Here is a 24,529-nt window from a genome sequence, read left to right on the forward strand (position 1 = left end):
CGGACGAGTCCGCGGCGGCGCGGCGCGCCCTCCCAGGGCGCCGCGCCGGCCGTGGCCTCAGAAGCTGTACTTGGTGGTGAACTGCAGGCGAGTGATGTCGCCCTTGGCGCCGCTTTCGATCTCGCGCTTGCCGACCATCAATTCGGCACCGACATCGACCTTGGGCAGCGGCGTGTAGAAGATATTGCCGCGCAGGCTCTGCACGTTCTTGGTCACGCCCAGCCCGGTCAGCGCGGTGTCGTTGTCGTAGTCGCTGCGCGCGTAGATCAGGTTGCTGCGCAGCTTGGGCGAGAAGGCATGACGCCAGCCGATGTAGCCGGCGACCACGCCGACCGTGTCCAGGTCGCGGTCGGCCGCATCGTAGACCGCGTCCTGGGCGATGCCCAGGCCGACGTAGCGGCCGATGCCCTCGCCGCCGCTGAGCTGATAGAACAGGCTGTCGCTGTCCCCCGCCACCCACTTGCCGCCCAGGGTCAGGCCGCCGGCCGCCTTGCTGGCGTTTGCGCCGGTGGCGCGGTTGTCCACCTTCAGCTGGCCGAGCAGGCCGCCGATGCCGAAGCTGCCCCAGTCGCCCTTCCAGCCGTAGCGCACGGTCAGGTCCGGCAGCGCGCCGCGGTCGGAGCTGGCACTGGTGATCGCGCCGCTCGCGCTGCGGTTGTAGACGGTGGTCTCCGGGTTCTCCAGGGCGACGCTGAAGCCGCCATTGGTGTAGCGCAGCTGCGCCTGGCGCACGAAGATCACGCCGTCGGTGGGGCCGATGAAGTCGGCCGCTTCCGGCAGCGCCGCCGGGTCCATGAAGTTGGACCAGGTCTGACCGGCCAGCCAGTGGTTCCAGTACATGTAGGCGTGGCGCAGGGTGGCGCCGTAGGTGTTGGTGGCGGTCTGCGTACCCAGCGCATTGCCGAAGAAATCCAGTTCCACCAGCGCGCCGGCCTTGTTGCCGGCGTCGCTGACGCTGTCCACACCGACGTTGATCCGCGAGAACTTGGCATGCGCGTTGTAGTCGGTACCGGACTTGCCGCCGCCGACCGGGGTCTGCCCGGGCAGATACAGCGCGCGGCCGGTGGCGTCGTCGGCGAGCTGGCCGTCGCCGGTGCGGGTGGCCAGGAAATCGGCCTTGATGAAACCGCCGACCTTGAACGTGGTGCCTGGCGCGGCGCCGGGGGTGATCGTGGTCACCTGGATCGGCGCCTTGCCGGCCGGCAGCGCCGCTGGCGCGGCCTGGCTCGACTTCACCGCGGCAACCTCGCTCTGCGCCTGCGCGATCTGGCCCTGCTGCTGTTGCTGCGAGGACAGCAGCAGCTGCACCTGCCGCTCCAGCTCGGCCACGCGGGCTTCCAGCGCCTGCTCGCGCGCCGACGGGGTCTTGCCGCTCTGGGCGAAGGCCGCGCCTGGCGCGATCAGCGCAACGAACAGCGCGGCCGCCAACGGGCGCCATGCCAAGGATGCGATGCGGTGGCTCATTACTCCCTCCCGAATAATGGATGTCCGCCGCGCGCAGGCACGGCTGGGTGCACAGTGCGCGCCGCGGCCGGTTGCGCCTATTGGCCATTAGTCGAACGGGGCGGCGTTTACGACCATCGTCTAAAGCCCGGCGCGTGCGCGCTTAACAGTGAATGCGGCACACTGCGCGATGACGCGCCGCTGCATGCGGCGCCCCGTTCATTGCAGAGGGCACTATGGCCGATATCTACCCCGTCGATCCGCAGTTCGCCGCCCAGGCACGGATCGACAAGACCCAGTATCAGACCCTGTACCGGCAATCGGTGGAACAGCCGGAGGCGTTCTGGGGCCAGGCCGCCGAGCGCCTGGACTGGTTCAAGAAGCCGACCCGGATCAAGGACGTGAACTTCGCCCTGGACGATTTCCATATCCGCTGGTTCGACGACGGCGAGCTCAACGCCAGCGTCAATTGCCTGGACCGGCAGCTGGCCACGCGCGGCGACAAGACCGCGCTGCTGTTCGAACCGGACAGCCAGGACGCGCCGTCCTACGGCGTCAGCTACCGCGAACTGTACGAACGCGTGTGCCGGCTCGGCAACGCGCTGCGCGCGCTCGGAGTCAAGAAGGGCGACCGCGTCACCATCTACCTGCCGATGATTCCCGACGCGGCGGTGGCGATGCTGGCCTGCGCGCGCATTGGCGCGATCCACTCAGTGGTGTTCGGCGGCTTCGCGCCCAATTCGATCGCAGACCGGGTGATCGACTGCAGCAGCAAGCTGATCATCACCGCCGACGAAGGCCTGCGCGGCGGCAAGAAGATCCCGCTCAAGGGCAACGTCGATGCGGCGCTGAAGCTGCCCGGCACCACCAGCGTGGAAACCGTGCTGGTGGTGCGCCACACCGGCGGCGCAGTGGACATGCAGGCGCCGCGCGACCGTTGGTTCCACGACGTGGTCGACAGCCAGCCGGCCGAATGCGAACCCGAGCGCATGAACGCCGAGGATCCGCTGTTCATCCTCTACACCTCCGGCTCCACCGGCAAGCCCAAGGGCGTGCTGCACAGCACCGCCGGCTACCTGCTGTACGCGGCCTACACCCATGAAGCGGTGTTCGACCTGCGCGAGGACGACATCTACTGGTGCACCGCCGATGTCGGCTGGGTCACCGGCCACAGCTACATCGTCTACGGGCCGCTGGCCAACGGCGCCACCGCGCTGATGTTCGAGGGCGTGCCCAACTACCCGAACGTAGCGCGCTTCTGGGAGGTCATCGACAAGCACCAGGTGACGATCTTCTACACCGCGCCGACCGCGATCCGCGCGCTGATGCGCGAGGGCGAGGCGCCGGTCAAGCGCACCTCCCGCGCGTCCTTGCGCCTGCTCGGCAGCGTCGGCGAGCCGATCAATCCCGAGGCCTGGCGCTGGTACTTCGATGTGGTCGGCGATGGCCGCTGCCCGATCGTGGACACCTGGTGGCAGACCGAGACCGGCGGCATCCTGATCACCCCGCTGGCCGGCGCGATCGACCTCAAGCCCGGCTCGGCGACGCTGCCGTTCTTCGGCGTGCAACCGGCCCTGGTCAACGCCGACGGCGAGATCCTGGAAGGCGCCACCGAAGGCAACCTGGTGCTGCGCGATTCGTGGCCGGGGCAGATGCGCACCGTCTACGGCGACCACCAGCGTTTCATCGACACCTACTTCCGCACCTACCCGGGCAGCTACTTCACCGGCGATGGTTGCCGCCGCGACGCCGACGGCTACTACTGGATCACCGGCCGCGTGGACGACGTGATCAACGTCTCCGGCCACCGCATCGGCACCGCCGAGGTGGAGAGCGCGCTGGTCTCGCACCCGAAAGTGGCCGAGGCCGCGGTGGTCGGCTTCCCGCACGACATCAAGGGCCAGGGCATTTACGCCTACGTGACCCTGGTAGCGGACGAGCAGCCCAGCGAGGCCTTGCACAAGGAACTGGTGGCCTGGGTGCGCAAGGAGATCGGCCCGATCGCCGCGCCCGACCATCTGCAATGGGCACCTGGCCTGCCCAAGACCCGCTCGGGCAAGATCATGCGCCGCATCCTGCGCAAGATCGCCGAAAACGCGCCCGACCAGCTCGGCGATACCTCGACCCTGGCCGATCCGTCGGTGGTCGATTCGCTGGTGAACGAGCGGCTGACGCGCTGACGCGCGTCGGGAATGGGGAATCGAGAATCGGGAATGGGAAACGCCATTTCCCGATCGCTTCATCAACTTAAGGCACCCGAAATCCTGCTTTTGCCGTTGCCATTCCCCATTCCCCATTCCCGGCCCCCCAAATGCCCACCCTGCTGATCGCCGACGACCATCCCCTGTTCCGCGAGGCGCTGCGCGGGGCGGTGCAGCGGGTGATGCCGGGGGTGCAACTGTACGAGGCCGACAGCGTCGAGGCGTTGTACGCGCTGGCCGACCATCACGCCGATGCCGACCTGTTGCTGATGGATCTCAACATGCCCGGCGCGCAGGGCTTCAGCGCGCTGGTGCACATGCGCGCGCTGCATCCGCAGCTACCGGTGGTGGTGGTGTCCGCGCGCGAGGAACCGACGGTGATGCGCCGCGCACTGGACCATGGCGCGTTCGGCTTCATTCCCAAGTCGGCCGACTCGGACACCATCGGCCTGGCCCTGAGCACGGTGCTGGACGGCGAGCGTTGGGCGCCGCCGGAGGCGCACACCGTGCCGCCCACCGACCGCGCCGAACGCGAGGTCGGCCAGCGCCTGCGCGAACTGACCCCGCAGCAGTTCCGCGTGCTGCAGATGCTCGGCGCCGGCCGCCTCAACAAGCAGATCGCCTACGACCTGGGCGTGTCCGAAGCCACCATCAAGGCGCATGTCACCGCGATCCTGCGCAAGCTGGGCGTCACCAACCGCACCCAGGCGGTGCTGATGGCCGGCAAGCTGGCCATCGACAACGACGCCATCGTGTTGCCGCTGGAAGAGGATTGAGCGCGCCACGTCCTCGCAGATGCGTGCGCCAAGGCTCACCGCGGCATGGCGTGGCTTGGTCTGTGCGCGCAAGGCCGGCGCGGCTCCACTTGCAGGCTTGCAGGCGGGGCTAACCCGACTGCTGTTCGCGCACCACAGGCCATCGCCTGCATACCCAGCGAGTGCTGATACGCAGCGGATTGCCATCGGTGCACCGATGCCGCAGCACCTTCGACACGCAGCGCATATAGCTGTTGCTAAGAAGAAAAGCTGCAGGTTCGCGTGCGTTCGAGGCGTATTCGCCGGCATTCGCCGCTGTTAGACTGCGCGTCCCTTGGGGAGTAGCCTGCTGTCCGGCATGTCCGGACAGCGCCCGCATCAACACACTCGGCCGTTGCGCCGTGGTGCGGGCAGCCATCTCGGTTGGCGAGACCAGCGGCGAGCTTGCGTGGCGAAAGCCGGGCACGCGCGCTCGTCGTTCGTCTCCTGCCCCGGCGCGGCCCTCCCCACATGTCGTTTCTTTCGATTCTGTTGCTCGGTATCGCCATGTCCACCGATGCCTTCGCCGCGGCGGTCGGCAAGGGCGCGGCCATGCGCAAGCCGCTATGGCACGACGCGTTGCGCGCCGGCCTGATCTTCGGTTGCATCGAGGCGCTGACCCCCGTGCTGGGCTGGCTGCTGGGCCAGGTCGCGGCCAGGTACGTGGTCGCGTTCGACCACTGGATCGCGTTCGGCCTGCTCGGCACGCTCGGCGTGCACATGATCGTCGCCGGGCTCAAGCCAGAAGCACCGGAGGACGCCGCAGCGGCGCCCAAGCGCCACGGCTTCTGGAACCTGGCCGCGACCGGCCTGGCCACCAGCATCGATGCGATGGCGGTCGGCGTCGGCCTGGCCTTCCTCAATGTGAACATCGCCGAGGTCGCGCTGGTCATCGGCCTGTGCACGCTGACCATGGTGACCCTGGGCATCATGCTCGGCCGCGTGCTCGGCACCCTGGCCGGCAAGCGCGCGGAGATCGTCGGCGGCGCGCTGCTGATCGCGATCGGCAGCACCATTTTGTACGAGCACCTGCACGGCGCGGGCTGATCCGCACACGCTGCGCCGCTGCCGGCTCGGCCCCGCGGCGGTGGCTTGGCGGTGAATTCCAGGTAGGTGGAGAAGAGGCACTTGTCGCCGCTGCGCGCCGGCAGCGCGGCGTGCAGGTACATTGCCGATACGCCACTGTCTGCGCAGTGGCCCGCAGCGCGCTAATCGCCCTTGATCGGATCGTGGTACGCGGTGAGGAAGGCGCGCAGCGAGGCTGGCTTGACCGGCTTGGTCAGCAGCCGGTAACCGCGTTCGCGCGCCAGCAGTTTCAGTTCGTCGCGCCCATCGGCGGTGAGCAGCGCGCCGGCGACCGGGCCGACCATCGCCTCGCGCAGCGCGTCCAGCGTATCCAGTCCGTCCAGGCGGTCGTGCAGGTGGTAGTCGACCAGCATCACATTGGGCGCGCGCGCCGCCAGCGGCAGCGCTTCGTCCACGGTGCTGGCGCAGATCACCTCCACCTGCCAGCGCCCCAGCAGCGCGCGCATGCCGTCGAGGATTTCCTGGTCGTTGTCCACGCACAGCACGCGTAACCCGGCCAGCGAGTCGCTGGCGGCGACGCTGCGCTGCTGGCGCTGCTGCTTCTGCGGCACCGGCGCCACCCGCGGCACGGCGATGGCGAACATGCTGCCGTGGCCGACCGCGCTGCGCGCATCCAGGTCGTGGCCAAGCAGGCGCGAGATGCGCTGGCAGATCGACAGGCCCAGGCCCAGCCCCTGCTCGCCCCAGTCGAATGGCTGCTGGTAGCGCTGGAACTCCTCGAAGATCTGCTGCATGTGATGCTTGGGGATGCCCGGGCCGGTGTCCCACACCTGCAGCTCCAGCGCCGCTCTACGGCCGCGCATGCCCAGCACGATGCGGCCCTGGCGGGTGTAGCGCAGCGCATTGGCGAGGAAGTTCTGCAGCACGCGGCGCAGCAGGCGGCGGTCGCTGCGCACCCAGATCGGCCGCGCGTACACGTGCATGCGCAGGCCGCGGCCGGCGGCGACCGGGGTGTACTGTGCGGCCAGTTCGCGCAGCAGCACGCTGGCATCGAAGTCCTCGATGGTCGGGAGCATTCCGCCGGCGTCCAGCCGCGACACGTCGAGCAGGCCGTCGAGCAGCTCCTCGGCCGCGCGCAGCGAGGCGTCCACGCGCTCGGCCAGGTGCCGCTGCTCCTCGTTCTGGTGCGCTTCGCGCAACGCGGAGGCGAACAGCCGCGCCGCGTTGAGCGGCTGCAGCACGTCGTGGCTGATCGCGGCCAGGAAGCGGGTCTTGGACTGTTGCGCCAGTTCGGCCTCGCGCGAGCGCTCGGCCACGCGTTGCTCCAGCGTCTCGTTGGCTTCCAGCAGCGCCTGCTCGGCGCGCTTGTAGTCGGTGATGTCGTTGTAGCTGGTCACGTAGCCGCCGCCGGGCAGCGGCTGGCCACGCATCTCGATCACCTTGCCGTCGCTGCGGGTGCGCTCGAACACATGCGAGGTGCCGGCGCGCAGATGCGCGATGCGGCGGCTTATCTGGTCCTCGGTCCGGCCCTCGCCCAGTTCGCCGCGCTCGGCGTTGTAGCGGATCAGGTCGGCGACCGGGCGGCCGACGTAGAGCATGCCGTCGGGATAGCCGAACATCTGCTGGTAGCGCCGGTTCCACGCGGTCAGACGCATCGCCGGGTCGACCACGCTGACCCCGGCGCTGATGTTCTCCAGCGTGGTGGACAGGATTTCGCGGTTGAAGCGCAGCTCCTGCCCGGCCTCGTCGAGCACCGCCACCACTTCGCCCAGGTCCATGCCCGAGCCGCGCAGCAGGCTGGTCAGCACCAACCGCGCCGAGGCCGCGCCGATCGAGGCGGCGAGCAGGCGTTCGGTGAACTGCACCCAGACCCGGTCCGCCACCGCGCTGCGCTGCGGCTCGCGGCCGAGCAGTTGCGCCTGTTCGGCGAAGGCGCGGCGCGCGTGGCGTTCGCCGACCATGCGTTCGGCCAGGGCCTGCAGGTCGATCACGTGCACGTGCCCGAGCCAGTCGCCGGCCACCGCCGGCCGCTGCGAATACGGCTCCAGGAACGGCGCGGCGCGCAGCCGCTCGTCCAGGCCCGGACGCCAGCGCGCCGACACCAGCATCATCGTGCCGACATTGACCAGCAGCGACCAGAACGTGCCGTGCGCCATCGGGTCCCAACCGCTCATCCCGAACAGCTGCTGCGGTTGCAGCCAGGAGACGCCGAATGGCCCGTCGTGCAGCCATCCCGGCGCCAGCCAGCCGGCCTGGGTCAGCGCCGGCAGCAGCAAGGTGTAGATCCAGGTGCCGAAGCCCAGCGCCATGCCGGTCTCCACGCCCTTGCGGCTGGCGCCGCGCCAGTACAGCCCGCCGATCACGCCCGGCGCGAACTGCGCCACAGCGGCGAAGGCCATCAGCCCGTAGGAGGCCAGCGAGCTGTCGTCGCTGCTGCTGCGGTAGTAGCCGTAGGCGATCAGCGCCAGCAGCAGGATCGCCAGGCGGCGGATCCACAACACCCGCGAGGCGACGTCGGCGCCGGCCGCCTGGTGCCCGCGCCGGCGCAACAACACCGGCATCACCAGATCGTTGCTGATCATCGTCGCCAGCGCGATGCTGGAAACGATGACCATGCCGGTGGCGGCGGAGAACCCGCCCACGTAGGCGACCAGTGCCAGCGCGGTGCGGCCCTCGGCCAGCGGCAGCGCCAGCACGATGCTGTCGTGGGCCACCTCGCCGGACTGGCCGAACAGCGCAATGCCGGCCGCGGCGATCGGCACCACCATCGCCGAGATCACCACCAGATACAGCCCGAACAGCCAGCGCGCCTTGCGGATGTCGCCGATGTCGCTGCACTCCACCACCGCCACGTGGAACTGCCGCGGCAGGCACACGATGGCCAGGAAGCTGAGCAGGGTCTGCGAGATGAAACCGACTGGCGGCGTGTTCTGGAACAGGGTGCGCGCCGACTGCAGCACCTGGCCGTCGCGCCCGCTCAGCCACAGGTAGGCGAACACGCCGACCGCGACCACCGCCAGCAGCTTGACCACCGATTCCAGCGCGATCGCCAGCATCATGCCGTGGTGGTGTTCGGTGGCATCCACCTGGCGGGTGCCGAACAGGGTCGCGAACAGCGCCATCAGCAGCGCCACGTACAGCGCCGGATCGGCGTAGAACGGCGCCCCGGCGCTGGACTGGCCGCTGAGCACCTGCAGGCTCATCGCCACCGCCTTGTACTGCAGCGCCAGGTACGGCACCACGCCGACCAGCGCGATCACCGCCACCAGTGCCGCCAGGCGCCGCGAACGGCCGTAGCGCGAGGAGATGAAATCGGCGATGGACACCGTGTTCTCGCTGCGCGCGATCAGCGCCAGCCGCTCGATGATGCGCCAGCCGAACAGCAGCAGCAGCAACGGCCCCAGGTAGATCGGCAGGTAGCCGGCGCCATTGCGCACCGCGCTGCCGACCGCGCCGTAGAACGTCCACGACGAGCAGTACACCGCCAGCGCCAGGCTGTACACCGCCGGGCGCAGCCACGGCCGCTGCGGATACAGCGGCCGCCGATCGCCCCACCACGCCACCGCGAACAGCAGCGCCGCGTAGCCGACCGACACCAACAGCAGGATCCAGCTGGAAACCAAGAGCGACGTCCCCGGTGCGTTCGCTGCAGTCTAACGCGCCGCCCACAGCAAGGCGCCGCGCCGCACCAGGCCAAAGCAGGCCCGCATCGCCCGCGTCTTCGTCGGCACCCGCCACGGTGCGGCCGGGTCCATGCGCGCGCCCGGCCGTGCCCACACCAGCAGGAGCGTCGCTGGCTGGTGCAGGCCCACGCACAGCAGCGCCAGTGGCAGCAGCGCCGCAATGCACCGATCGACCCGATCGGCCAGCGGCATTCGCGCCACCAACCGCACACGCGCGACAAGGCATTGCCGGCAGACCGATCGCAAGAGTGCGGCGTGGAGGCGCAGCGGATCGTCATGCACGGGCCGGCAGGCAGCGCCCCCCGCGAGCGGGATGCCGGCTGCGGCGATATGCGCCACCTCCGTTCTGCCGTTGGATACGGGCGCGGCGCTGGAGCGCATGGCGTGGCGCATCGCTGGACGGGCCGATTGCGCCGCTCTAACGCTGGATCCCTTATCCGCTGCAGGCCCGCGCAAGGCACGGTGCTGCGCGACGGCAGCGACCCGTCGCAATGGACGCGCGCGTTCGCCGCGCCAGCCGCACGCAGCCCGCGTCAGCGCCCGGTTCGTCCGCAACGTGGCGCAAGCGGCGCAGCGCATGGCAGGCGACACGCTAAGATTCGCGCACTGAACGTCTCCGCCCGCCCACGTTGATGTCTTCCGTCCCAGCCGAGTCGCGGGCGAGCTATCTGCAGCAGCAACGGCTGCGGCCGCAGACGCAGTTGCAGCAGACGCAGGCGCGGCAGGCCGCCGCCGAGGCCGAGGTGGAGCGGCACCTGCCGGCAGTAGAACAAGCCGTGGCCACGATCCACCGCAACTTCGTCGCCCAGGCCGCGCAGGCCGCGCGCGCGGTGCTGCGCCGCGAACGCCGCCGCGCGTGGTGGCCGGCGCTGTTGCTGCGCCCGTTGCTGCCGGACTGGCGCTGGCGGCTGGCGGCTGGCGCTGCTCGCCTTCCTGCTGCTGGCACTGCCGTGGATGAGCGCGCACCGGTTCGGCGAGGCGCGCGATTATCTGGACGGGTGGCGGCAGTTCGGCGTGCAGCGCGACACGCTGCACCTGCTGCAGCCCGCGCTGCTGCGCGGCTTCGCGCAACGGCTGCTGGCGTTGCTGCAATTCGCCAGCGACAGCCGCCACGACGCCGCCTTTCCGTACCGCGTCACCCGCGCGCCATGGCCGCTGCGCGAGCTGCAGGGCCGCTGGCAGCTCGCCGCGGCGCATGGCGAGTTGTTCAGTGCGCGCATGCTGGCGCTGCACGACGGCGCCGAACCGGAACCGCAGGTGCAGGCGCTGCTGGTGCTGCCCGACGCGACCCATGCCGCAGCGCTGATCCCGATCGCCGCCGAACCGGACGCCCACGCGCAGGCGCAACTGCACGCCCTGGCGCTGGCAGTGGCAACCAACGCGGCGGCCGAGTCGCAACCGATCGCCGAGCTGCACCGGCACGTGGACGCCTGGATGGAAGCGCGCAGCCAGCAGCGCATGCTGCTGCAGCGGCTGCAGAGCATGGACGCGATTCACCGGCACTGGGCCGACGTGGCGCTGCCCGACAGCACCCTGGAGCAGATCCTGAAACTGGTGACCTGTTCGTGTGCGGGCGCACGCCGGCACCGAAGGGCATGCTGCTGCACGGCCCGCCCGGCACCGGCAAGACCCTGATCGCACGCAAGCTGGCAGGCGGTCGCTCACCGCGAGCGCAACCATCCGGATTGGGAGTTCCGAACGCCCCGTCACGCCTCCGGCAACATCACCTCGACCCGATAACGGCGGCCGCTCTCGATATCCGCGATCCGCGCCACGTCCAGCGCCTGCCCGTCCACCCTGACCTGCTGCGCAACACAGCCCGCAGCGCGCTGCATGCGCACCTCGAACACCGCGCCGCGAAACCGGCGCTGCACCGTCGCCTGCCTCCAGTGCGACGGCAGCTGCGGGCGCACGCACAGCGCCTCGCCCTCGCCCTTCAGCCCGAACAGGCCCTCGATCAAACAACGGTACAGCCACGCCGCGGTGCCGGTATTGAACAGCTGGCTGGAACGGCCGGCGGTACGCGGCAACTCGCGCCAGGCGCCGCGGTAATAGTTCGGCACGAACACCGGCAGCTGGCCGCGCTGCAGGTAGTCGGCCAGGTCCGGCCCCGGGATCATCGCGCGCAGCACGCGCCAGGCGCGGTCGGCGTCGCCGATCGCGTACAACGCATGCAGATAGAACGCGGCGGCGTGGTTGTAGACCGAACCGTTCTCTGCCGAACCCGGATGCTTCTGGGTCAGCCGGCCCACATCTTCGCGCATCGCGGTATACGGCGGCGCCAGCATCGTCGGCCCGTACGGCGTGTCCAGCTGCGCATCGACCGCCTGCAACAGGCGCGCGCGCCGATCCGCATCGGCGGTGCCGGCGAGCAACGCCCAGCTCTGCGGATTGAGGTAGATGCGGCCTTGCGCATCGTCCTTGATGCCGAAACGCACGCCGTCGTCGGTGATGCCGCGCGCGTACCAGTCGCCGTCCCACAACTCGCGATTGACCGCGGCGTTGACCTCGGCCGCACCGGCGCGGCACGCCGCCGCCTGCGCGTGGCGGCCATGGCGTTCGCAAAGCGTCGCCCACAGCTGCAGCGCGTAGGCGGTGGCCACCGACAACCAACCGGATACACCGCGGCCGCGATAACCGACCATGTTCATCGGGTCGCACCAGTCGCCCTGCGCGATATAGCTCAACCCGCGCGCGTCGCGTGCGCCGAGCAGCCAGCGCATCGCCGCATCCAGCCGCGCGGCGACACTGGCGTCGCGCCCGTCGGCGCCGACCACGCTCTCGTCGAGCAACGCCGCATCGCCGGTCTCGTCCAGATACGCCGACAGAAACACCGGCAACCACACGCAATGGTCGGTATGCGGCACCTGGTTGATGTATTTCAACTCCGCGCCTTCGATCAGCAGGATGCCGTCCGGCATCGCACCGCTGGCGTCCTGCTGCGACAGCGCATGCAGCAATGCAGCGCGCGCCGTCTGCGGGCGCAGGAAGCTCATGCCCATGTGGTCCTGCAGGAAATTGCGGGTCTGCGGATCGGTGGTCAGGCGGTTGACGTCGCCGTGGTAGAACACCTGCCGCGGCAGCCAATGGTTGACCAGGTTGTCCAGGCACGGATCGGGCGTGGCGATGTGCAGGCAGCCTGCCGCCTCGGCCAGATAATCGCGGTACGCGGCCGCCGCCTCGGCGAAGCCGGGCGCAGATAGATAGCGCTGCCGCAGCGCCGCGATCTCCGCAGCGTCGCGTGCCGGACCGAACAGGAAGCGCAACATGTGCTCCTGCTGCGGCTGCAGCGTCAGGCAGTACTGCAGGGCCGCGGTCGGCGTCTCGTAGCGCGCATCGCTGCCGCCCAGCCGCGGCTGCAGCACCGCGCTCGGCGCGTGCAGGCCGCCCTCGCCCTCGAACGCCGATTGCCGCGTATCCCAGGCATCGGGCAGCTGCTCGTGCAGCAGGAAGGTGCAGTCCTTGAAGTCGCGGTTGCGGAAATAGTCTTCGACCTTCTGGTACGGGGTGACGCTGCGGCACACGATGCCGCCCAGGTCGGCGCGGTACTCGCCGCTCTGGTACATCCACGACATGTAGCCGACCGGGAAATACGCATACAGCGCGATGCGCCGCGCGCGCCCGTCCAGATTGCGCACCTGGCACTGCCACAGCTCGACCGTGTCCTCGACCGGCAACTGCAGGCGTACCTCCACCTCGATCTCGGCGTAACGCACGCACCAGACGATGTCGCGCTTGCCAACCGAGAAGCGGAACGCCTGCGGCGTCGCCCGCACCGGCTCGTATGGCACCGAGTACACAGCGCCGCTGTCCTCGTCCTTGAGATAGAAGAAGCGCCCCGGATGATGCGCGTAGTACGGCTGCTCCGGCTGCATGAAGGTCCTGGCCTCCAGGTTCGGCGCATGCGCGTACTTGGCCGGCTCCGGCTGCATGAACTGCGCGGTGGCGTAACCGCGGCAGGTGGCCTGGATCATCATCCGCCGGTTCCACAGGAAGCCGCCGGCATTGGGCAGGGCCGTCGCGCTATGCAGCTCGTAGCGCTCGCCGTCGGCGCTGGGCGCCAGCAAATCGCGCGTCTCGGGTTCGACGCTCATGCGCTCGCCTCCTCCGCGGCGCGCTTGCGCGCGGCCAGTTCCTGCTGGATACGCAATAGCGCCGCATCGTCGAGCGGATAGAAGCGCATCGTCCACGCCGCCAGCAGCGCGATCGCGCCCGGGATCACCGTCAGCAGCAGCACGATCCCCAACTGCGACGCATCGCTCTGCGCCTGGTTGGCCACATAGCCCATGCCGGCCAGCATCCACGCGATGCAGGCCGAAGCCAGCGCGCCACCGAGCTTCTGCGAGAACGTCGCCGCCGAGAACGTCATCGCGGTGGCGCGGCGCCCGGTCTTCCATTCGGTGTAGTCGGCCGTGTCGGCATACATCGAGAACGCCAGCGGCGACTTCGGCCCCAGCGCCAGGCCGATCAGCAGGTTGATCGCGAACAGCGCCCAGATCGCCTCGCGCGGGATGAAGAACATCGCGCAGCTGAGCCCGCCCACCACCGCCATCAGCCACATCATCAGCCGGCGCTTGTCGCACAGCCGGGTCAGCAGCGGCGTGGCCGCCGCGCCCACTGCCAGCGCCACCGAATAGCTGCCCAGGAACCAGCCGGTCAGCTCCGGGCGACCAATGTAGTACTTGAAGTAGTACACGCCGGCACCGGCACGCATGACGATGGTGATCATGATGATCAGCGCCAGCGCGAACAGCACCCGCCACGGCGGATTGCGCAGCAGGTCGGCGATGTCCTGCAGCACCGGCGTGGGCGGTTGCGGCAGCGGCTGCACGCGCTCGCGCGTGGTGGCGAACACGATCGCGAACAGCGCCGCCGCGGCGATGCCGTAGGCCAGCATGGTCCGTTGCCAGCCCTGCGCATCGTCGCCGTTGCCGAACCAGCGCACCATGTCCAGCGTGGCGTAGTTGACCAGCGTGGTGCCGGCGAAGGCGGCGATGAAGCGGAAGCTGATCAGCGTGGTGCGCTGCTGGCTGTCGGCGGTGATCACCCCCGACAGCGCGGAGTACGGGATGCTGACCACCGTGTACATCAGCATCATCAAACCGAAGGTGACGTAAGCCCAGACCAGCCGCCCGCCCTGGCCCAGATCCGGCGTGGTGTAGGCCAGCACGCCGCTGGCGGCCATCGGCAGCGCCGCGAACAACAGATACGGCCGGAACTTGCCCCAGCGCGAGCGGGTGCGGTCGGCGATCGCCCCCATCAGCGGATCGGTGACCGCATCGACCACCTTGGTCAGCAGGATCATCGTGCCCACCGCCGCCGCCGGTAGGCCCATGGTGTCGGTGTAGAAAATCAGCAGGAACGCGGAGATGTTGGCCCAGTAGAAATTGAAACCCATGTCGCCGATGCCATAGCCGACCTTCTCGGTCCAGCGCAGCGGTGCATCGGCACGTTGCGGCGGTGTGGGCATCGGCGATCCTGTCGGGTGGTCATGCGATGATGGAACGGCGCCAGGCAGGTTGCGCTGATCGTGGCGTGCCGACGCTACACCACACTGCGCGCATCGCCAACGTCGGCGCGTGCATCATGCCAAAGCCCCAGCAAGGTATAACCGCTCGTGATGGACGCGACATCCCATAATTCCTTGCCGCAGCGCAGCGAAGCCATCGTCGTGATGGGCATTTCCGGCAGCGGCAAGACCAGCGTCGCGCAGGCCCTGGCCGCGCACTACGGCCTCGCGTTCCTGGATGCGGACGACATTCACAGCGCTGAGGCCAAGGCGCAGATGGCGCGTGGCGTGCCGCTCACCGATGCGCAACGCGTGCCCTGGGTAGCGGCGCTGGCACTGCGCCTGCGCCAGTCGATCGACGCTGGGCGCAGCGTGGTGTTGGCCTTCTCCGGGCTGCGCCGCGCGCACCGGCAGCAGCTGCGCGACAGCGGCGTGCCGATGTGTTTCGTGTTCCTGCATGGCGCCGCACATGTGATCGCCGAACGCCTGTCGCGGCGCAGCTGCCACTTCATGCCGCCCGGCCTGCTGCAGAGCCAGATCGACACCATGGAACTGCCGCTGGACGAGCCGGACGTACGCTCGGTGGACGTGGATGCGCCGTTCGATGCAATGGTGGCGGATGCCATCGCGCAGCTGGATGCCACGCCTGGCGGTGCGCGCGTCGGCGCTGTTTGACGCGTCTTTCGCGGCATTTGGGCGATCGCGATCGAGTCGCGCCGTCCGTTACCGCTCAAGCTGCCCCCATAGGGGATTGTGCTCCAGCTCGGCCATTAGTGTTCGGCGATGAGGCTACGGGCTCGCTTTCCGGTACTGCTTCAGTCCGCCTCTGATCGCGCGAACCTGATCGTAGACCATATGCCCATCGGCCGGGCGAGCAACTTCGGTTTTTTGCGCATTTCTTCGGTGCAGTCATGTGGCACTGACCATGAATCGAAGATAATAGAAAACTTTACCGAATAAATTGATGAAGAGTCGATGATGGCCCGATAAAAATCTATGCGATCGAGGGCACGCAACTTGGCCAGCAGCAAAACATACTGGCGAGACCACTCGCCAGCGTCCTGTCCAGGAAAATCTTAATTGCCCAAAGATTATATTTTGAAATGGGTTATTAGTGAACTCATTACCAATTCAGAAAGGAAAATGCAACATGCGCTCATCGGCAGTATTACAAAACACTCCATCAACGCAGCACTACACTGAGCAGACCAAGGCAGAAACCCCAGAGTCCGCAGGCTCCTCCCAACCTAAGTTTCAACAATTCGAAGGGCTGTCTTCAAGGCCCAGACCCGCAATTGGGAAGGCGCCCCGGCAAACGTCAAAACCCGATATGCAAGGCCGTCTGGTTGTTGTATCAAATCGCATGATCGACCCCAAGAAGCCTGCTGCCGGCGGTGTCGCCGTTGCCTTGGAGGAAACGATGCGCGACAACGAAGACCTATGGCTGGGCTGGAGCGGCAAAGTCGGCGGACGGCTCGGCACCCAGGAGGTTAAAACCGAGTCTTTTGGAAAATCAAAACTCGCTGGCATCGACCTGACACGCAAGCAGTTCGACAACTATTATTCTGGATTCTGCAATTCCGCATTGTGGCCGGTCATGCATAACAGTGCGCAATGGGCCGATTTCAGTCCGGAATTTTATGGCAGCTACCGACAGGTCAACAAGATGTTCGCATCGAAGCTGGCCCCCATGCTGAAGCAGGATGACGTCCTCTGGATCCATGATTACCACCTTATCCCCTTGGCGGAGGAGTTGCGGAAACTGGGCTGCAAGCAGCGCATTGGATTCTTCAACCATACGCCGTTTCCGACGCCGGATGTATTCAAGGAAATCCCACAGCATAAGGAGTTGATGAAGGCATTCTTTGCCTACGACCTAGTGGGCATGCAGATCCCCAGGGATGTGCAGAATTTTCGCGATTATGTTGCGAACGAGAAGGTCGGAAAGAATATCGATGATCGAAGCATCGAAGCCTTTGGTCAGAAGACCAATGTTCGGCATTTCCCCATTGGCATAGATATACCAAGCCTGGAAGCCCTCCAAGCCGGCGAGGACTCGGCGGAACTTGTCAATCATCTCAAGAAGGAAAGGAAGCAAGGCCGCACGTTGATGATCGGGGTAGAGCGGCTGGATTACTCCAAGGGAATACCGGATCGCTTAGCCGCGCTTGGCGATATGCTGGAAAAACGTTCCGATTTGAGGAACAAGGTGACATTCGTGCAGATTGCTGCACCGTCACGGCAGAATGTGCCGGCCTATGCAAAGTTGGCCCGTGACACCCGAACCCTCGTGGACAATATCAATCGAAGGTACGGGACAAAGTCGTGGTCGCCGATCATGTACATCGACCATTCGGTCAACCGCAACGCCTTGCCGGAGATCTATCGAATGAGTCGTGTCGGCGTCATTACGTCCAAAGCGGACGGCATGAATTTGGTGTCCAAGGAGTACGTTGCCGCGCAGGATCCCAAAAATCCCGGAGTATTGGTGCTATCCGAAGGCGCGGGATCAGCCTATCAGCTCAAAGAGGCACTTCAGATTCCACCAGAGGACCGTGCAGCCATCACGGGAGCCTATGAGACAGCGCTAGGTATGCGCCTGGGAGAGCGTCGGAAAAGACATGGGCCACTCCTTGAAAATGTCCAAACCGAGGATCTCGGCAAATGGCGCTCAGATTGCCTGGCCCCCTTGTGCGCCGATCCGTCAGCCTCCACCGGATCGGCCGGCGATCACCCCGTGCCGGCTCCCCAGTCCAAACGCCGCCGCACGTCCTGACGCCGCCTTCGAGAGCGGGGGGAGGCTTGGTCGCCTCAAGTTCCAAGTGCAACACGACTCCCTCCTGATTATCCCTGATCGAGCCGGTGCGCCGCTTTGACAATGCCTCGCCCAGGCGCTGCCGCCAGCGCCTGGGCGAGGCCGGGGTGGAGAAACTGCTGGCGCAGACGATCAACGCGGCCAAGGCGATGAAGGCGCCGGAAGTGGAGTGCATCGGCAAGGGCAAGGCACGCAGGCCGTATGAGTTCGGAGTGAAGGTCGGCATTGCGGTGACGGCGAAGAAAGGCTTGATCGTGGGCGCACGTCGCCTCCCGGGTCATCCCTACGACGGCGACACGCTGTCCGGGCAGCTCGAGCAGGCGAGCGCGCTGATGCAGGACGTGGCCGCAAGACCGCAGGTGGCCATCGTGGACCTGGGCGACCGGGGGCGGGAGGTGGCTGGCGTACGGATACTGCACCGAGGCAAGGCCAAGTCGCTCACACGCAGGCAGTGGCGCTGGATCAAGCGCCGTCAGGCGGTGGAACCGGTGATCGGGCATCTGAAGCAGGAGCACCGGCTGGACCGCTGCTGCCTCAAGGGTGCGCAAGGCGATGCGCTGAACGCCATCGATGCGGCTGCCGGCTACAACCTGCGCTGGCTGATGCGTTGGATCGCGTTTTTGCGTGCTTGGCTCCAAGCCAGCGTGCTCGCGCCGATGGCGAAATCCACCGCAGTCGTTGCGGCGGTCATCTCCTGACGGGGATTCTTCAGGGACAACTACTTACTTCTCCTTCCGCCAATTAAGCGACCCACGATTCTCCACCGTGCTCGATTCCACCTCCGCGTCGAAACCGCGGCCGAGCAGGTATTTCAAGGTCAAGACAGAACCGCTGCCAACCAACGACACCCCGTAGCTGACGTAGAGTTTCGGCGACAGATACTTGCCGAAGCCGACCACCGAGCCGCCGAGGGTGCGCGATTGGCTGACGCCGGCGTCGTCAAAGCCGAGCCTGGCGCCGAGTTGCGAGGCGAGAAGGCCACTGCCGGCCGATAGCGCGCTGGCGGCGGCGGTGACCTGGTCGGCTTCGTCGCTGCTGGCGTTGCTGAGGCTGCGGCCCAGCACCAGGTACGACATCGCTTCGGATTGCGACATCGACGGCTCCGACCACACGTCGGCGCGGGGGGCGGTGGCGCGGCCGGTGACGTCGATGCCGGCGGTGACGTCGCCGACCTTGCGTTGCGCGCGCATGTTGATGCGCGGGTCGGAGACGATGTTGTTGCTCCAGGTCAGCTGGCCGCGGGTGATGGTCAGGTCCTGGCCGTAGGCCTTGTACTGGCCGCTGACATCCAGCCCGCCGGTGGCGGTCATCTCGCGGCCCTGGCGCGAGCGCACCTGCATGGCGCCGGTCAGCGCGCCTTTCAGGCCGAAGCCGGCCATCTTGACCTGGTCGCCGAGCACCACGCGCAGGTCCATTTGCAGCGGCGAGCTCGGCGCTTGTTCCGGGTCGGCCGGGTCCAGCACGACCACGTCCTCGGACACCGAGGTGCCGCGGTCCAGACGCTCCAGATCGATGTCCGCCGATGGCACGGTGACCTGGCCGTTCAATGTCATCGTCTTGTTGGCGATGCCGAACTGCAGGTCGGGGTTGGCCACCGCGCGTAGTTCGGCGGTGTTGGACACCAGCACGTTGCTGCCGCGGATATTCAATTGCAGCGGCGTGGTGTCGCCGTACCAGGACAGGCCGCCGTCGACGTTGAGCGTGCCTTCGCCGGATTTGACCGCGGCCACGATGCGCGCCGAGCCATCCGGCTGCGCGTCGAAGCGGCCCTTGCCTTCACTCAGGGTCAGGCCCAGCGCCGGCAGTTCGCCGGTGAAGTTGCTGAGCGTGGCGTCGCCGCCCATCGACGGTTGCGAGCGCGTGCGGCGCAGGCTGACGTGGCCTTCGACCAGGCCCTTGGGCCGCACCAGGTCCGGCGAGAACAGCTCCATCCAGTACAGCCGCGACATGTTCATGTAGATCTCGCCGGTGAGCGGCGCGTACGCGTCCCAGCCGGTGTCCACGGTGGCGTCGATGAAGCCGTCGCCCTGGAAGCCGACGCCGAGCTTGGAGTGGATGTGCTGGGCGGTGAAATCGGTGACGAAACTGAACTGGTCGTAGCGCAGCAGTTCGCCGCGCGCGTTGTCGCCCAGGCGCAGGCCGCCTTCGCGCGAGGCCAGCCGCAACGCTCCCTGCCAGGCGTTGCCGGCCGGCTTGAAGCTGCCGTCGAGGGTGAGTTCGCCGCGCAGGTACATCTTGCGGCCGCTGTTGGGCGGCAGCCAAGGCTGCAGCAGCGACAGTGGCAACGCGTCGCCGCGCACGGTCAGGCCCTGCTTGGGCCAGTTCGCGGCCATGCATAGCGCGCCGCCACCGGTCGCGCCGAGGCAGGTGTCGGAAAGCGTAACGGCGCTGCCGGCGATGGCGAACGTGGCCGGTTGCCGCAGTTGCCACGGCTCGCCCTTGGCCGGCGCCACCCGCAGCGTGTTCAATCCGCCCTGCCAGCGCGCGCCGTCGCGGCGCAATTGGCCGGCGAAGGCGAGCGCGCCCATGTCGTTGTGGGTGTCGGCGCCGAGCTGCAGGTTTTCCACCGCGCCGCGCGCATCCACGCGCAAGGTCTGCAGCACCACGCCGGCGCTGATCGCGCTGCCGCGCAAAGCCAGTTCGCCGCCGCTGCCGCGCCACGGCAGGCGCCCGCGCAAGCTGACGCTATCGGCGCCGTAGCTGTCCCACTTCAGGCCGTTGCCGGTGAGGTCGGCGGTGAGGTCGGGCGCGTCGCGGCGGCCCTTGACCTGCACGCTGCCACGCAGGCTGCCGGTGGCGCCGGGCAGCAGGTCGGCCAGTTGCAGCGGCTGCAGTTGCGCATCGATGTCGAGCTGGTCGCCGACCTTGCCCTGTGCCTGCACGCGGCTGTCGCCCAGTGCCAGTTGCAGCTTGCCTTCGCCCTGCGCGCCCTGCAGCGCGAATTTGCCTGTGGCATCGAGCGGGCGGCTGCGCAGCTTGCCGTTCAGGCGCGGCACATCGAGGCTGGCCTGGTAGCCGGCGGCGCTGCCATCGGCATGCGCCGGCAACTGTTTGCCCTTGGAGGCGAACTGACCGGACAGGTTGCCGTCCCAGCCCGGCGCGAAATAACCGGGATCGAAGCCGGCCAGCTTGGCGTTCAGATCCCAGCTCAGCTCGGGCACCCACGCCACTTCGCCGCCGAGGTCGAGCGTGCCGGTTGGCATCTTCGCCTGCACCTGCGTCAGCTGCGCGCGTTGGTCGTTGCCGCGGACATCCAGATGCAGCTGCGCGCTGTCCTTGCCGCGCGCGACGGTGGCCTCGCCGTAGGTGGACCATTGTTTCAGCGTCCCGGCCAGGCCGAGGTTGGCCTCGACCAGTTTGATCGGCACGGCCGGCGCGGCCGGCGTGGACGGATCCGCGGCGGTGGCGAAATTCAGGCCACTGGCATTGACCGAGAAGCGGAACGTGGCGTTGTCCGGATCGTGGAAGTCGGCCGTACCGCGCAACCGCGCCTGGCCGTCGAAGGCGCGCAACTGCAGCGGCGCGACGGTCAGCACCTGATTGTCCAGGCGCACGTTGGACGGGTCCAGCGTGAGCGTCTGTTCGCCATGGGCGAGCTGGCCTTGCAGCTTGGCATCGCCGCCCTTGCCCGACGCGCTCAGATCGAACGCGATCGGCTCGCTGGCGGTGGACGCGGCATCGCCGGGCGGCACGAACAACGACGGGTCAAGGGCCTTGCTGCTGGCCGCGAACCGCCAGGTGGGATCGGTACGGCCGGTGAACACCAGCGTGGCGCGCAGCGGCGCCGGCGCGTTGCCGGCGATCGCCACTTCCATCTTGTCCAGGTTGCCGCGCGCGACCAGGCCCAGCCGCGCCGGGGTGCGTCCGCGCGCGGCCGGCAACACCGCAGTGGCGGTGAGATCGGTCTTGTAGTCCTGCGCCGGCACGTAGTGGCCATCGACGCGGAAATCGCCGCGGTCGCTGGTCACCACCAACTGCCTCGAACGGAATTCGCCGTTGGCCACTTCGATGCCGCCACGCAGCGTGCGGATAGCGATCATCGGCTGCTGCGCCTGGGTGATGCGCAGTCCATCGATCAGGATGCGATCGGCCTGCAGCGCCAGCGGCACTTCGATCTGCGGCAGCGACTGCGGCCAGCTCGGCAGTTCGAACGGTTCGTCGCTCTTGGCCAGGTTGAGCGTGGCGTTCTGCAGCTGCAGCGTGTCGAGTTGCAGCTTGCGCCCGAGCAGCGGGCGGATGTCCGGATCCAGGTAGGCGCGCTCGGCGGTGAAGTGGATCTGGTCGTAGCGAAAATCCAGGTTGTACAGGGTCAGCGGGCCGGCCAGCGGGCCTTCGGCGCGCTCCCAGGTCAGCGAGGAACCGGCAGGCAGCCGCGCCACGATCTGCGCCAGCAGCACGTCGCGCCCGGCCACGGTCTGCAGCAACCAGTACAGCGCCAGCAGGGCCAGCAGGCCGAGTCCGGCCATTGTCAGCGCCGAGCCCCACCAGAAGCGCTTGCGCCGGTAGAAGCGCGGGCGCCGCGGCGGCGGCGGCGCGGGCGCGGGCGTGGCCGGGCCGGTCGCGCTCACAGGTTGGCTCCGATGTTGAGATAGAGCTGGAACTGCGAGTCCGGATCGTTCAGGCCATGCGCGATGTCCACCCGCACCGGTCCCACCGGCGAACGCCAGCGCACGCCGAAGCCAACGCCGGTATGCCAGTCGGGGGTATCGTCGAAGGCGCTGCCGCTGTCGACGAAGACCGCACCGCCCCACGGCCCGCCCTTGAAGTAGTGCTCGTATTCGGCGCTGCCGGTGAGCACGTGCTTGGCGCCGAGCGCGAAGCGGTCCGGCTTGGCGGTGCGCGGGCCGACCTCGCGGAACGCATAGCCGCGGATGCTGTTGTCGCCGCCGGCGAAGAACCGCAGACTCGGCGGCATCGCCACCAGCGCGTTGGTCCAGGTGCTGCCGGCTTCGCCGCGCAGGAGCAGGCGGCTGTTGTCGCCCAGTCCCTGGAACCAGCTCAGGCGCATGTGCGCCTGGGTGAAGCTGGCGTCCGAGCCCAGCCCTTTGGCGCCGGCACGCAGACTGAGGTTGCCGCTGAAGCCCTTGCGCGGGAATACCTTGTCGTCCACGCCCACGTAGTCGGCTTCGATCTGCGGATAGACCAGCGTGGAGTACTGGTACAGCGCGTCGTCGAACACCTCGTCGGTGGCGTAGCGCCAGCGCTCACGCAACGCATTGAGCGAGGCGATCGCGGTCCAGTGCTCGTTGATCTCGCCGCTGCGGCTGCCGGTGAGCTTGAGGTTGCGCAGGTCGATGTAGTCGGTCTGCTCGTCGTAGGCGCGCAGCGAGGCGGTGTACCAGCCGTCGAGCCAGCGGAACGCCGGCACCCGGTAGCTGGTGATCAGGCTCTTGCGCTTCTGCGCGTAGTCCAGCTGGGTGCTGAGCTTGTGCCCGCGCGCGTTGACGTAGCGCCGGTCCACGCCCAGGCGCACGCCGGCGCCGCTCTCGCTGCCGTAGCTGATGCCGCTGGTGTAGATGCTGCGCTTGGCGCGGGTCAGGTTCACGTCGACCGGCACGTTGCCGTCGGCGTCGGCCTCTTCGGGCTTGGGCTGGATGTCGACGGTGCTGAAATAGTCGAGCTTGACCAGCGACTCGCGCAGCCGGTCGAGCTTGCCTTCGTGGTAGTAGCTGCCTTCGTCCCAGTACACCAGCGGATCGAACAGCGTCTGGTTGAAATAGTCCTGGTGAAAGCGGATCGCGCCCATGTTGTAGCGGCGGCCGCTGTCCCAGCTCAGGTCGATGTCGGCGGCATGCTCGGCGCGGGTCACCTCGACCCGGCGCTGGGTGAAATCGGCATCGAAGTAGCCGCGCTCGGCCAGGCGCCGGGTGATGGTGACCTTGCTGGTTTCGTAGGTGGTGTGGTCGAAGACCTCGCCGGTCTTGGGACGGAAGTTGCGCAGATCGTCGCCCAGGTAGCGATCGTCCTCGGCCGGCCCGGTGATGCCGACGTGGAAGGTACGCACCCGCACCGGCTCGCCCTTGTCCACGTGCACGGTCACGGTGAGCGTTTCGTCCTTGCGCGGCGCTTCGACGGTGATGGTCGGGGTGTAGTAGCCAAACGGCTCCAGCGCCTGCCGGGTCTGCCGCTCGGCCTGGCTCAGCAGGTACTCCAGGCGCGACTCGCCCTGCACCTTGCCGATGGCCTGGTACAGCGACAGCGAGACCTGGATGTTCTCGATCATCGCCGCGTCGTCGTCCTTGTCCAGGCCTTGTATCTGGACTTTTTCGATGGTGCCGCTGGCCTGGGCAAGGCCGACCAATGACAGCAAGGACACGAGAAGGGAGAGGCGGAGGATCGATCGCATGGGCGCCAGAATACCGACACATGGCGTGAAGCTGTTAACTGAGCGTCCGCAACGGCGATCCAGCGCCGCATCTGCTGATCATGTCCCGGGCCGTCCGGCATGTCGTTGGCCCACGCAGCGCATGGCCGAGCGGCGTTCGCGCTGCTGCGCTACCGCCCCGCGGCGAACGAAGCCAGACCGGGTCAGGAGCGCGGCGGTAGCGCCTCCATCCCTAGCGGACAGCGCCCGCCATGCCGATGCGCTCGGCATCGGTGCATGGGCAATCTTGTCCACCGTGACCGAGACTGCACGCCCGCGCTTGCCCGCGCCGGATCCCGACACCGCCGCGCTGTGCCACGCGACTTGGTCGTTGCGCGCGCGGCGGCCGGCCTGCTGCATCCTGCTTGCCCGACGGCGAGGTGGACGCTCTGCCTTGACCAGACCGCCGGCATGGCGCTGGCCAATGGGATACGCCGCTTGTGCGGCGCGTGCCTGGGCGCGCGGACGAATTCACCGTAGCGGACACTCCCGGCCCACCGCGTCCGAAACCATCGGCTGCGTGCCACGTATGCGCTGTATGGCGCGAGCAGTGAATGCCGGATTATTTCTTATGAAACCACTCTGGGCGCGCGTCCCGATCTCGATAGCTTCGTCCACAGCCGCAAATTTTCGCCCATGCTCCATCAACGCCATTCCGTTGCGTTAACCTTGTTTCGCAATCTGGAAACTTATT

Annotated in this window: 13 protein-coding genes and 1 pseudogene; 7 read left to right on the forward strand and 7 right to left on the reverse strand. The window is 67.7% G+C overall.

Going from position 1 to position 24,529, the window contains the following annotated elements; translation table 11 throughout:
- Positions 1 to 57: 57 nt before the first annotated feature.
- A complete protein-coding gene (locus E4A48_RS16580; protein ID WP_039008520.1) occupies positions 58 to 1,464 on the reverse strand; it encodes a DcaP family trimeric outer membrane transporter in 1,407 nt (468 codons plus the stop codon).
- A 215-nt stretch (positions 1,465 to 1,679) separates the two neighbouring features.
- On the opposite strand from E4A48_RS16580, the gene acs reads away from it, so the two are divergent.
- The 3 genes from acs (at position 1,680) to mntP (ending at position 5,485) form a co-directional block, all read left to right on the forward strand.
- Positions 1,680 to 3,623: an acetate--CoA ligase gene (acs, locus tag E4A48_RS16585; RefSeq protein WP_039008522.1), complete on the forward strand. Its 1,944-nt coding sequence runs from the start codon at positions 1,680 to 1,682 to the stop codon at positions 3,621 to 3,623.
- A 131-nt stretch (positions 3,624 to 3,754) separates the two neighbouring features.
- The gene (locus E4A48_RS16590; RefSeq protein ID WP_039008524.1) at positions 3,755 to 4,420 is read left to right on the forward strand and encodes a response regulator transcription factor; all 666 of its coding nucleotides are present in this window, start codon (positions 3,755 to 3,757) and stop codon (positions 4,418 to 4,420) included.
- Positions 4,421 to 4,909: 489 nt separating this feature from the next.
- Positions 4,910 to 5,485: a manganese efflux pump MntP gene (gene mntP, locus E4A48_RS16595; RefSeq protein ID WP_039008526.1), complete on the forward strand. Its 576-nt coding sequence runs from the start codon at positions 4,910 to 4,912 to the stop codon at positions 5,483 to 5,485.
- A 161-nt stretch (positions 5,486 to 5,646) separates the two neighbouring features.
- Here the strand turns inward: mntP and E4A48_RS16605 are convergent, their stop codons facing one another.
- Together E4A48_RS16605 and E4A48_RS16610 are read right to left on the reverse strand one after the other, a co-directional pair.
- Positions 5,647 to 9,087, reverse strand: a complete 3,441-nt coding sequence (locus E4A48_RS16605) for a PAS domain-containing hybrid sensor histidine kinase/response regulator (protein ID WP_058196035.1) — start codon at positions 9,085 to 9,087, stop codon at positions 5,647 to 5,649.
- Positions 9,088 to 9,117: 30 nt separating this feature from the next.
- A complete protein-coding gene (locus E4A48_RS16610) occupies positions 9,118 to 9,528 on the reverse strand; it encodes a hypothetical protein (RefSeq protein WP_141696312.1) in 411 nt (136 codons plus the stop codon).
- Positions 9,529 to 10,101: 573 nt separating this feature from the next.
- On the opposite strand from E4A48_RS16610, the gene E4A48_RS21495 reads away from it, so the two are divergent.
- Positions 10,102 to 10,782 (forward strand): hypothetical protein, encoded by a 681-nt coding sequence (locus E4A48_RS21495; protein WP_345776673.1) that lies wholly within the window; start codon positions 10,102 to 10,104, stop codon positions 10,780 to 10,782.
- 71 nt (positions 10,783 to 10,853) lie between these two features.
- On the opposite strand, the gene E4A48_RS16620 is transcribed toward E4A48_RS21495, so the two are convergent.
- Positions 10,854 to 13,241: a GH36-type glycosyl hydrolase domain-containing protein gene (locus E4A48_RS16620; protein WP_142742812.1), complete on the reverse strand. Its 2,388-nt coding sequence runs from the start codon at positions 13,239 to 13,241 to the stop codon at positions 10,854 to 10,856.
- On the reverse strand, positions 13,238 to 14,617 hold the full coding sequence (locus E4A48_RS16625; RefSeq protein ID WP_039008534.1) for an MFS transporter: 1,380 nt from the start codon (positions 14,615 to 14,617) through the stop codon (positions 13,238 to 13,240). Before E4A48_RS16625 ends, E4A48_RS16620 begins: the two co-directional genes overlap by 4 nt.
- A 150-nt stretch (positions 14,618 to 14,767) precedes the next feature.
- On the opposite strand from E4A48_RS16625, the gene E4A48_RS16630 reads away from it, so the two are divergent.
- The 3 genes and pseudogenes from E4A48_RS16630 to E4A48_RS16640 form a co-directional block, all read left to right on the forward strand.
- The gene (locus tag E4A48_RS16630; protein WP_039008535.1) at positions 14,768 to 15,331 is read left to right on the forward strand and encodes a gluconokinase; all 564 of its coding nucleotides are present in this window, start codon (positions 14,768 to 14,770) and stop codon (positions 15,329 to 15,331) included.
- Between the two features lie 688 nt (positions 15,332 to 16,019).
- On the forward strand, positions 16,020 to 17,432 hold the full coding sequence (locus tag E4A48_RS16635) for an alpha,alpha-trehalose-phosphate synthase (UDP-forming) (protein WP_260607978.1): 1,413 nt from the start codon (positions 16,020 to 16,022) through the stop codon (positions 17,430 to 17,432).
- 185 nt (positions 17,433 to 17,617) lie between these two features.
- A pseudogene (locus E4A48_RS16640) lies at positions 17,618 to 18,169 on the forward strand (hypothetical protein); the annotation flags it as partial.
- 24 nt (positions 18,170 to 18,193) lie between these two features.
- On the opposite strand, the gene E4A48_RS16645 reads toward E4A48_RS16640, so the two are convergent.
- Both E4A48_RS16645 and E4A48_RS16650 read right to left on the reverse strand, forming a co-directional pair.
- The gene (locus E4A48_RS16645) at positions 18,194 to 22,039 is read right to left on the reverse strand and encodes a translocation/assembly module TamB domain-containing protein (protein WP_142742814.1); all 3,846 of its coding nucleotides are present in this window, start codon (positions 22,037 to 22,039) and stop codon (positions 18,194 to 18,196) included.
- Positions 22,036 to 23,817 (reverse strand): autotransporter assembly complex protein TamA, encoded by a 1,782-nt coding sequence (locus tag E4A48_RS16650; RefSeq protein WP_039008540.1) that lies wholly within the window; start codon positions 23,815 to 23,817, stop codon positions 22,036 to 22,038. Before E4A48_RS16650 ends, E4A48_RS16645 begins: the two co-directional genes overlap by 4 nt.
- Positions 23,818 to 24,529 lie beyond the last annotated feature (712 nt).

Source organism: Xanthomonas translucens pv. cerealis (assembly GCF_006838285.1).
GTDB lineage: Bacteria > Pseudomonadota > Gammaproteobacteria > Xanthomonadales > Xanthomonadaceae > Xanthomonas_A > Xanthomonas_A cerealis.

Excerpts from the sequence above, each read along its gene's own strand:
- E4A48_RS16580 (WP_039008520.1), bottom strand. The coding sequence starts at position 1,464 with ATGAGCCACCGCATCGCATCCTTGGCATGGCGCCCGTTGGCGGCCGCG.
- acs (WP_039008522.1), top strand. The coding sequence starts at position 1,680 with ATGGCCGATATCTACCCCGTCGATCCGCAGTTCGCCGCCCAGGCACGG.
- E4A48_RS16590 (WP_039008524.1), top strand. The coding sequence starts at position 3,755 with ATGCCCACCCTGCTGATCGCCGACGACCATCCCCTGTTCCGCGAGGCG.
- mntP (WP_039008526.1), top strand. The coding sequence starts at position 4,910 with ATGTCGTTTCTTTCGATTCTGTTGCTCGGTATCGCCATGTCCACCGAT.
- E4A48_RS16610 (WP_141696312.1), bottom strand. The coding sequence starts at position 9,528 with ATGCGCTCCAGCGCCGCGCCCGTATCCAACGGCAGAACGGAGGTGGCG.
- E4A48_RS21495 (WP_345776673.1), top strand. The coding sequence starts at position 10,102 with ATGAGCGCGCACCGGTTCGGCGAGGCGCGCGATTATCTGGACGGGTGG.
- E4A48_RS16620 (WP_142742812.1), bottom strand. The coding sequence starts at position 13,241 with ATGAGCGTCGAACCCGAGACGCGCGATTTGCTGGCGCCCAGCGCCGAC.
- E4A48_RS16625 (WP_039008534.1), bottom strand. The coding sequence starts at position 14,617 with ATGCCCACACCGCCGCAACGTGCCGATGCACCGCTGCGCTGGACCGAG.
- E4A48_RS16630 (WP_039008535.1), top strand. The coding sequence starts at position 14,768 with ATGGACGCGACATCCCATAATTCCTTGCCGCAGCGCAGCGAAGCCATC.
- E4A48_RS16635 (WP_260607978.1), top strand. The coding sequence starts at position 16,020 with ATGATCGACCCCAAGAAGCCTGCTGCCGGCGGTGTCGCCGTTGCCTTG.
- E4A48_RS16650 (WP_039008540.1), bottom strand. The coding sequence starts at position 23,817 with ATGCGATCGATCCTCCGCCTCTCCCTTCTCGTGTCCTTGCTGTCATTG.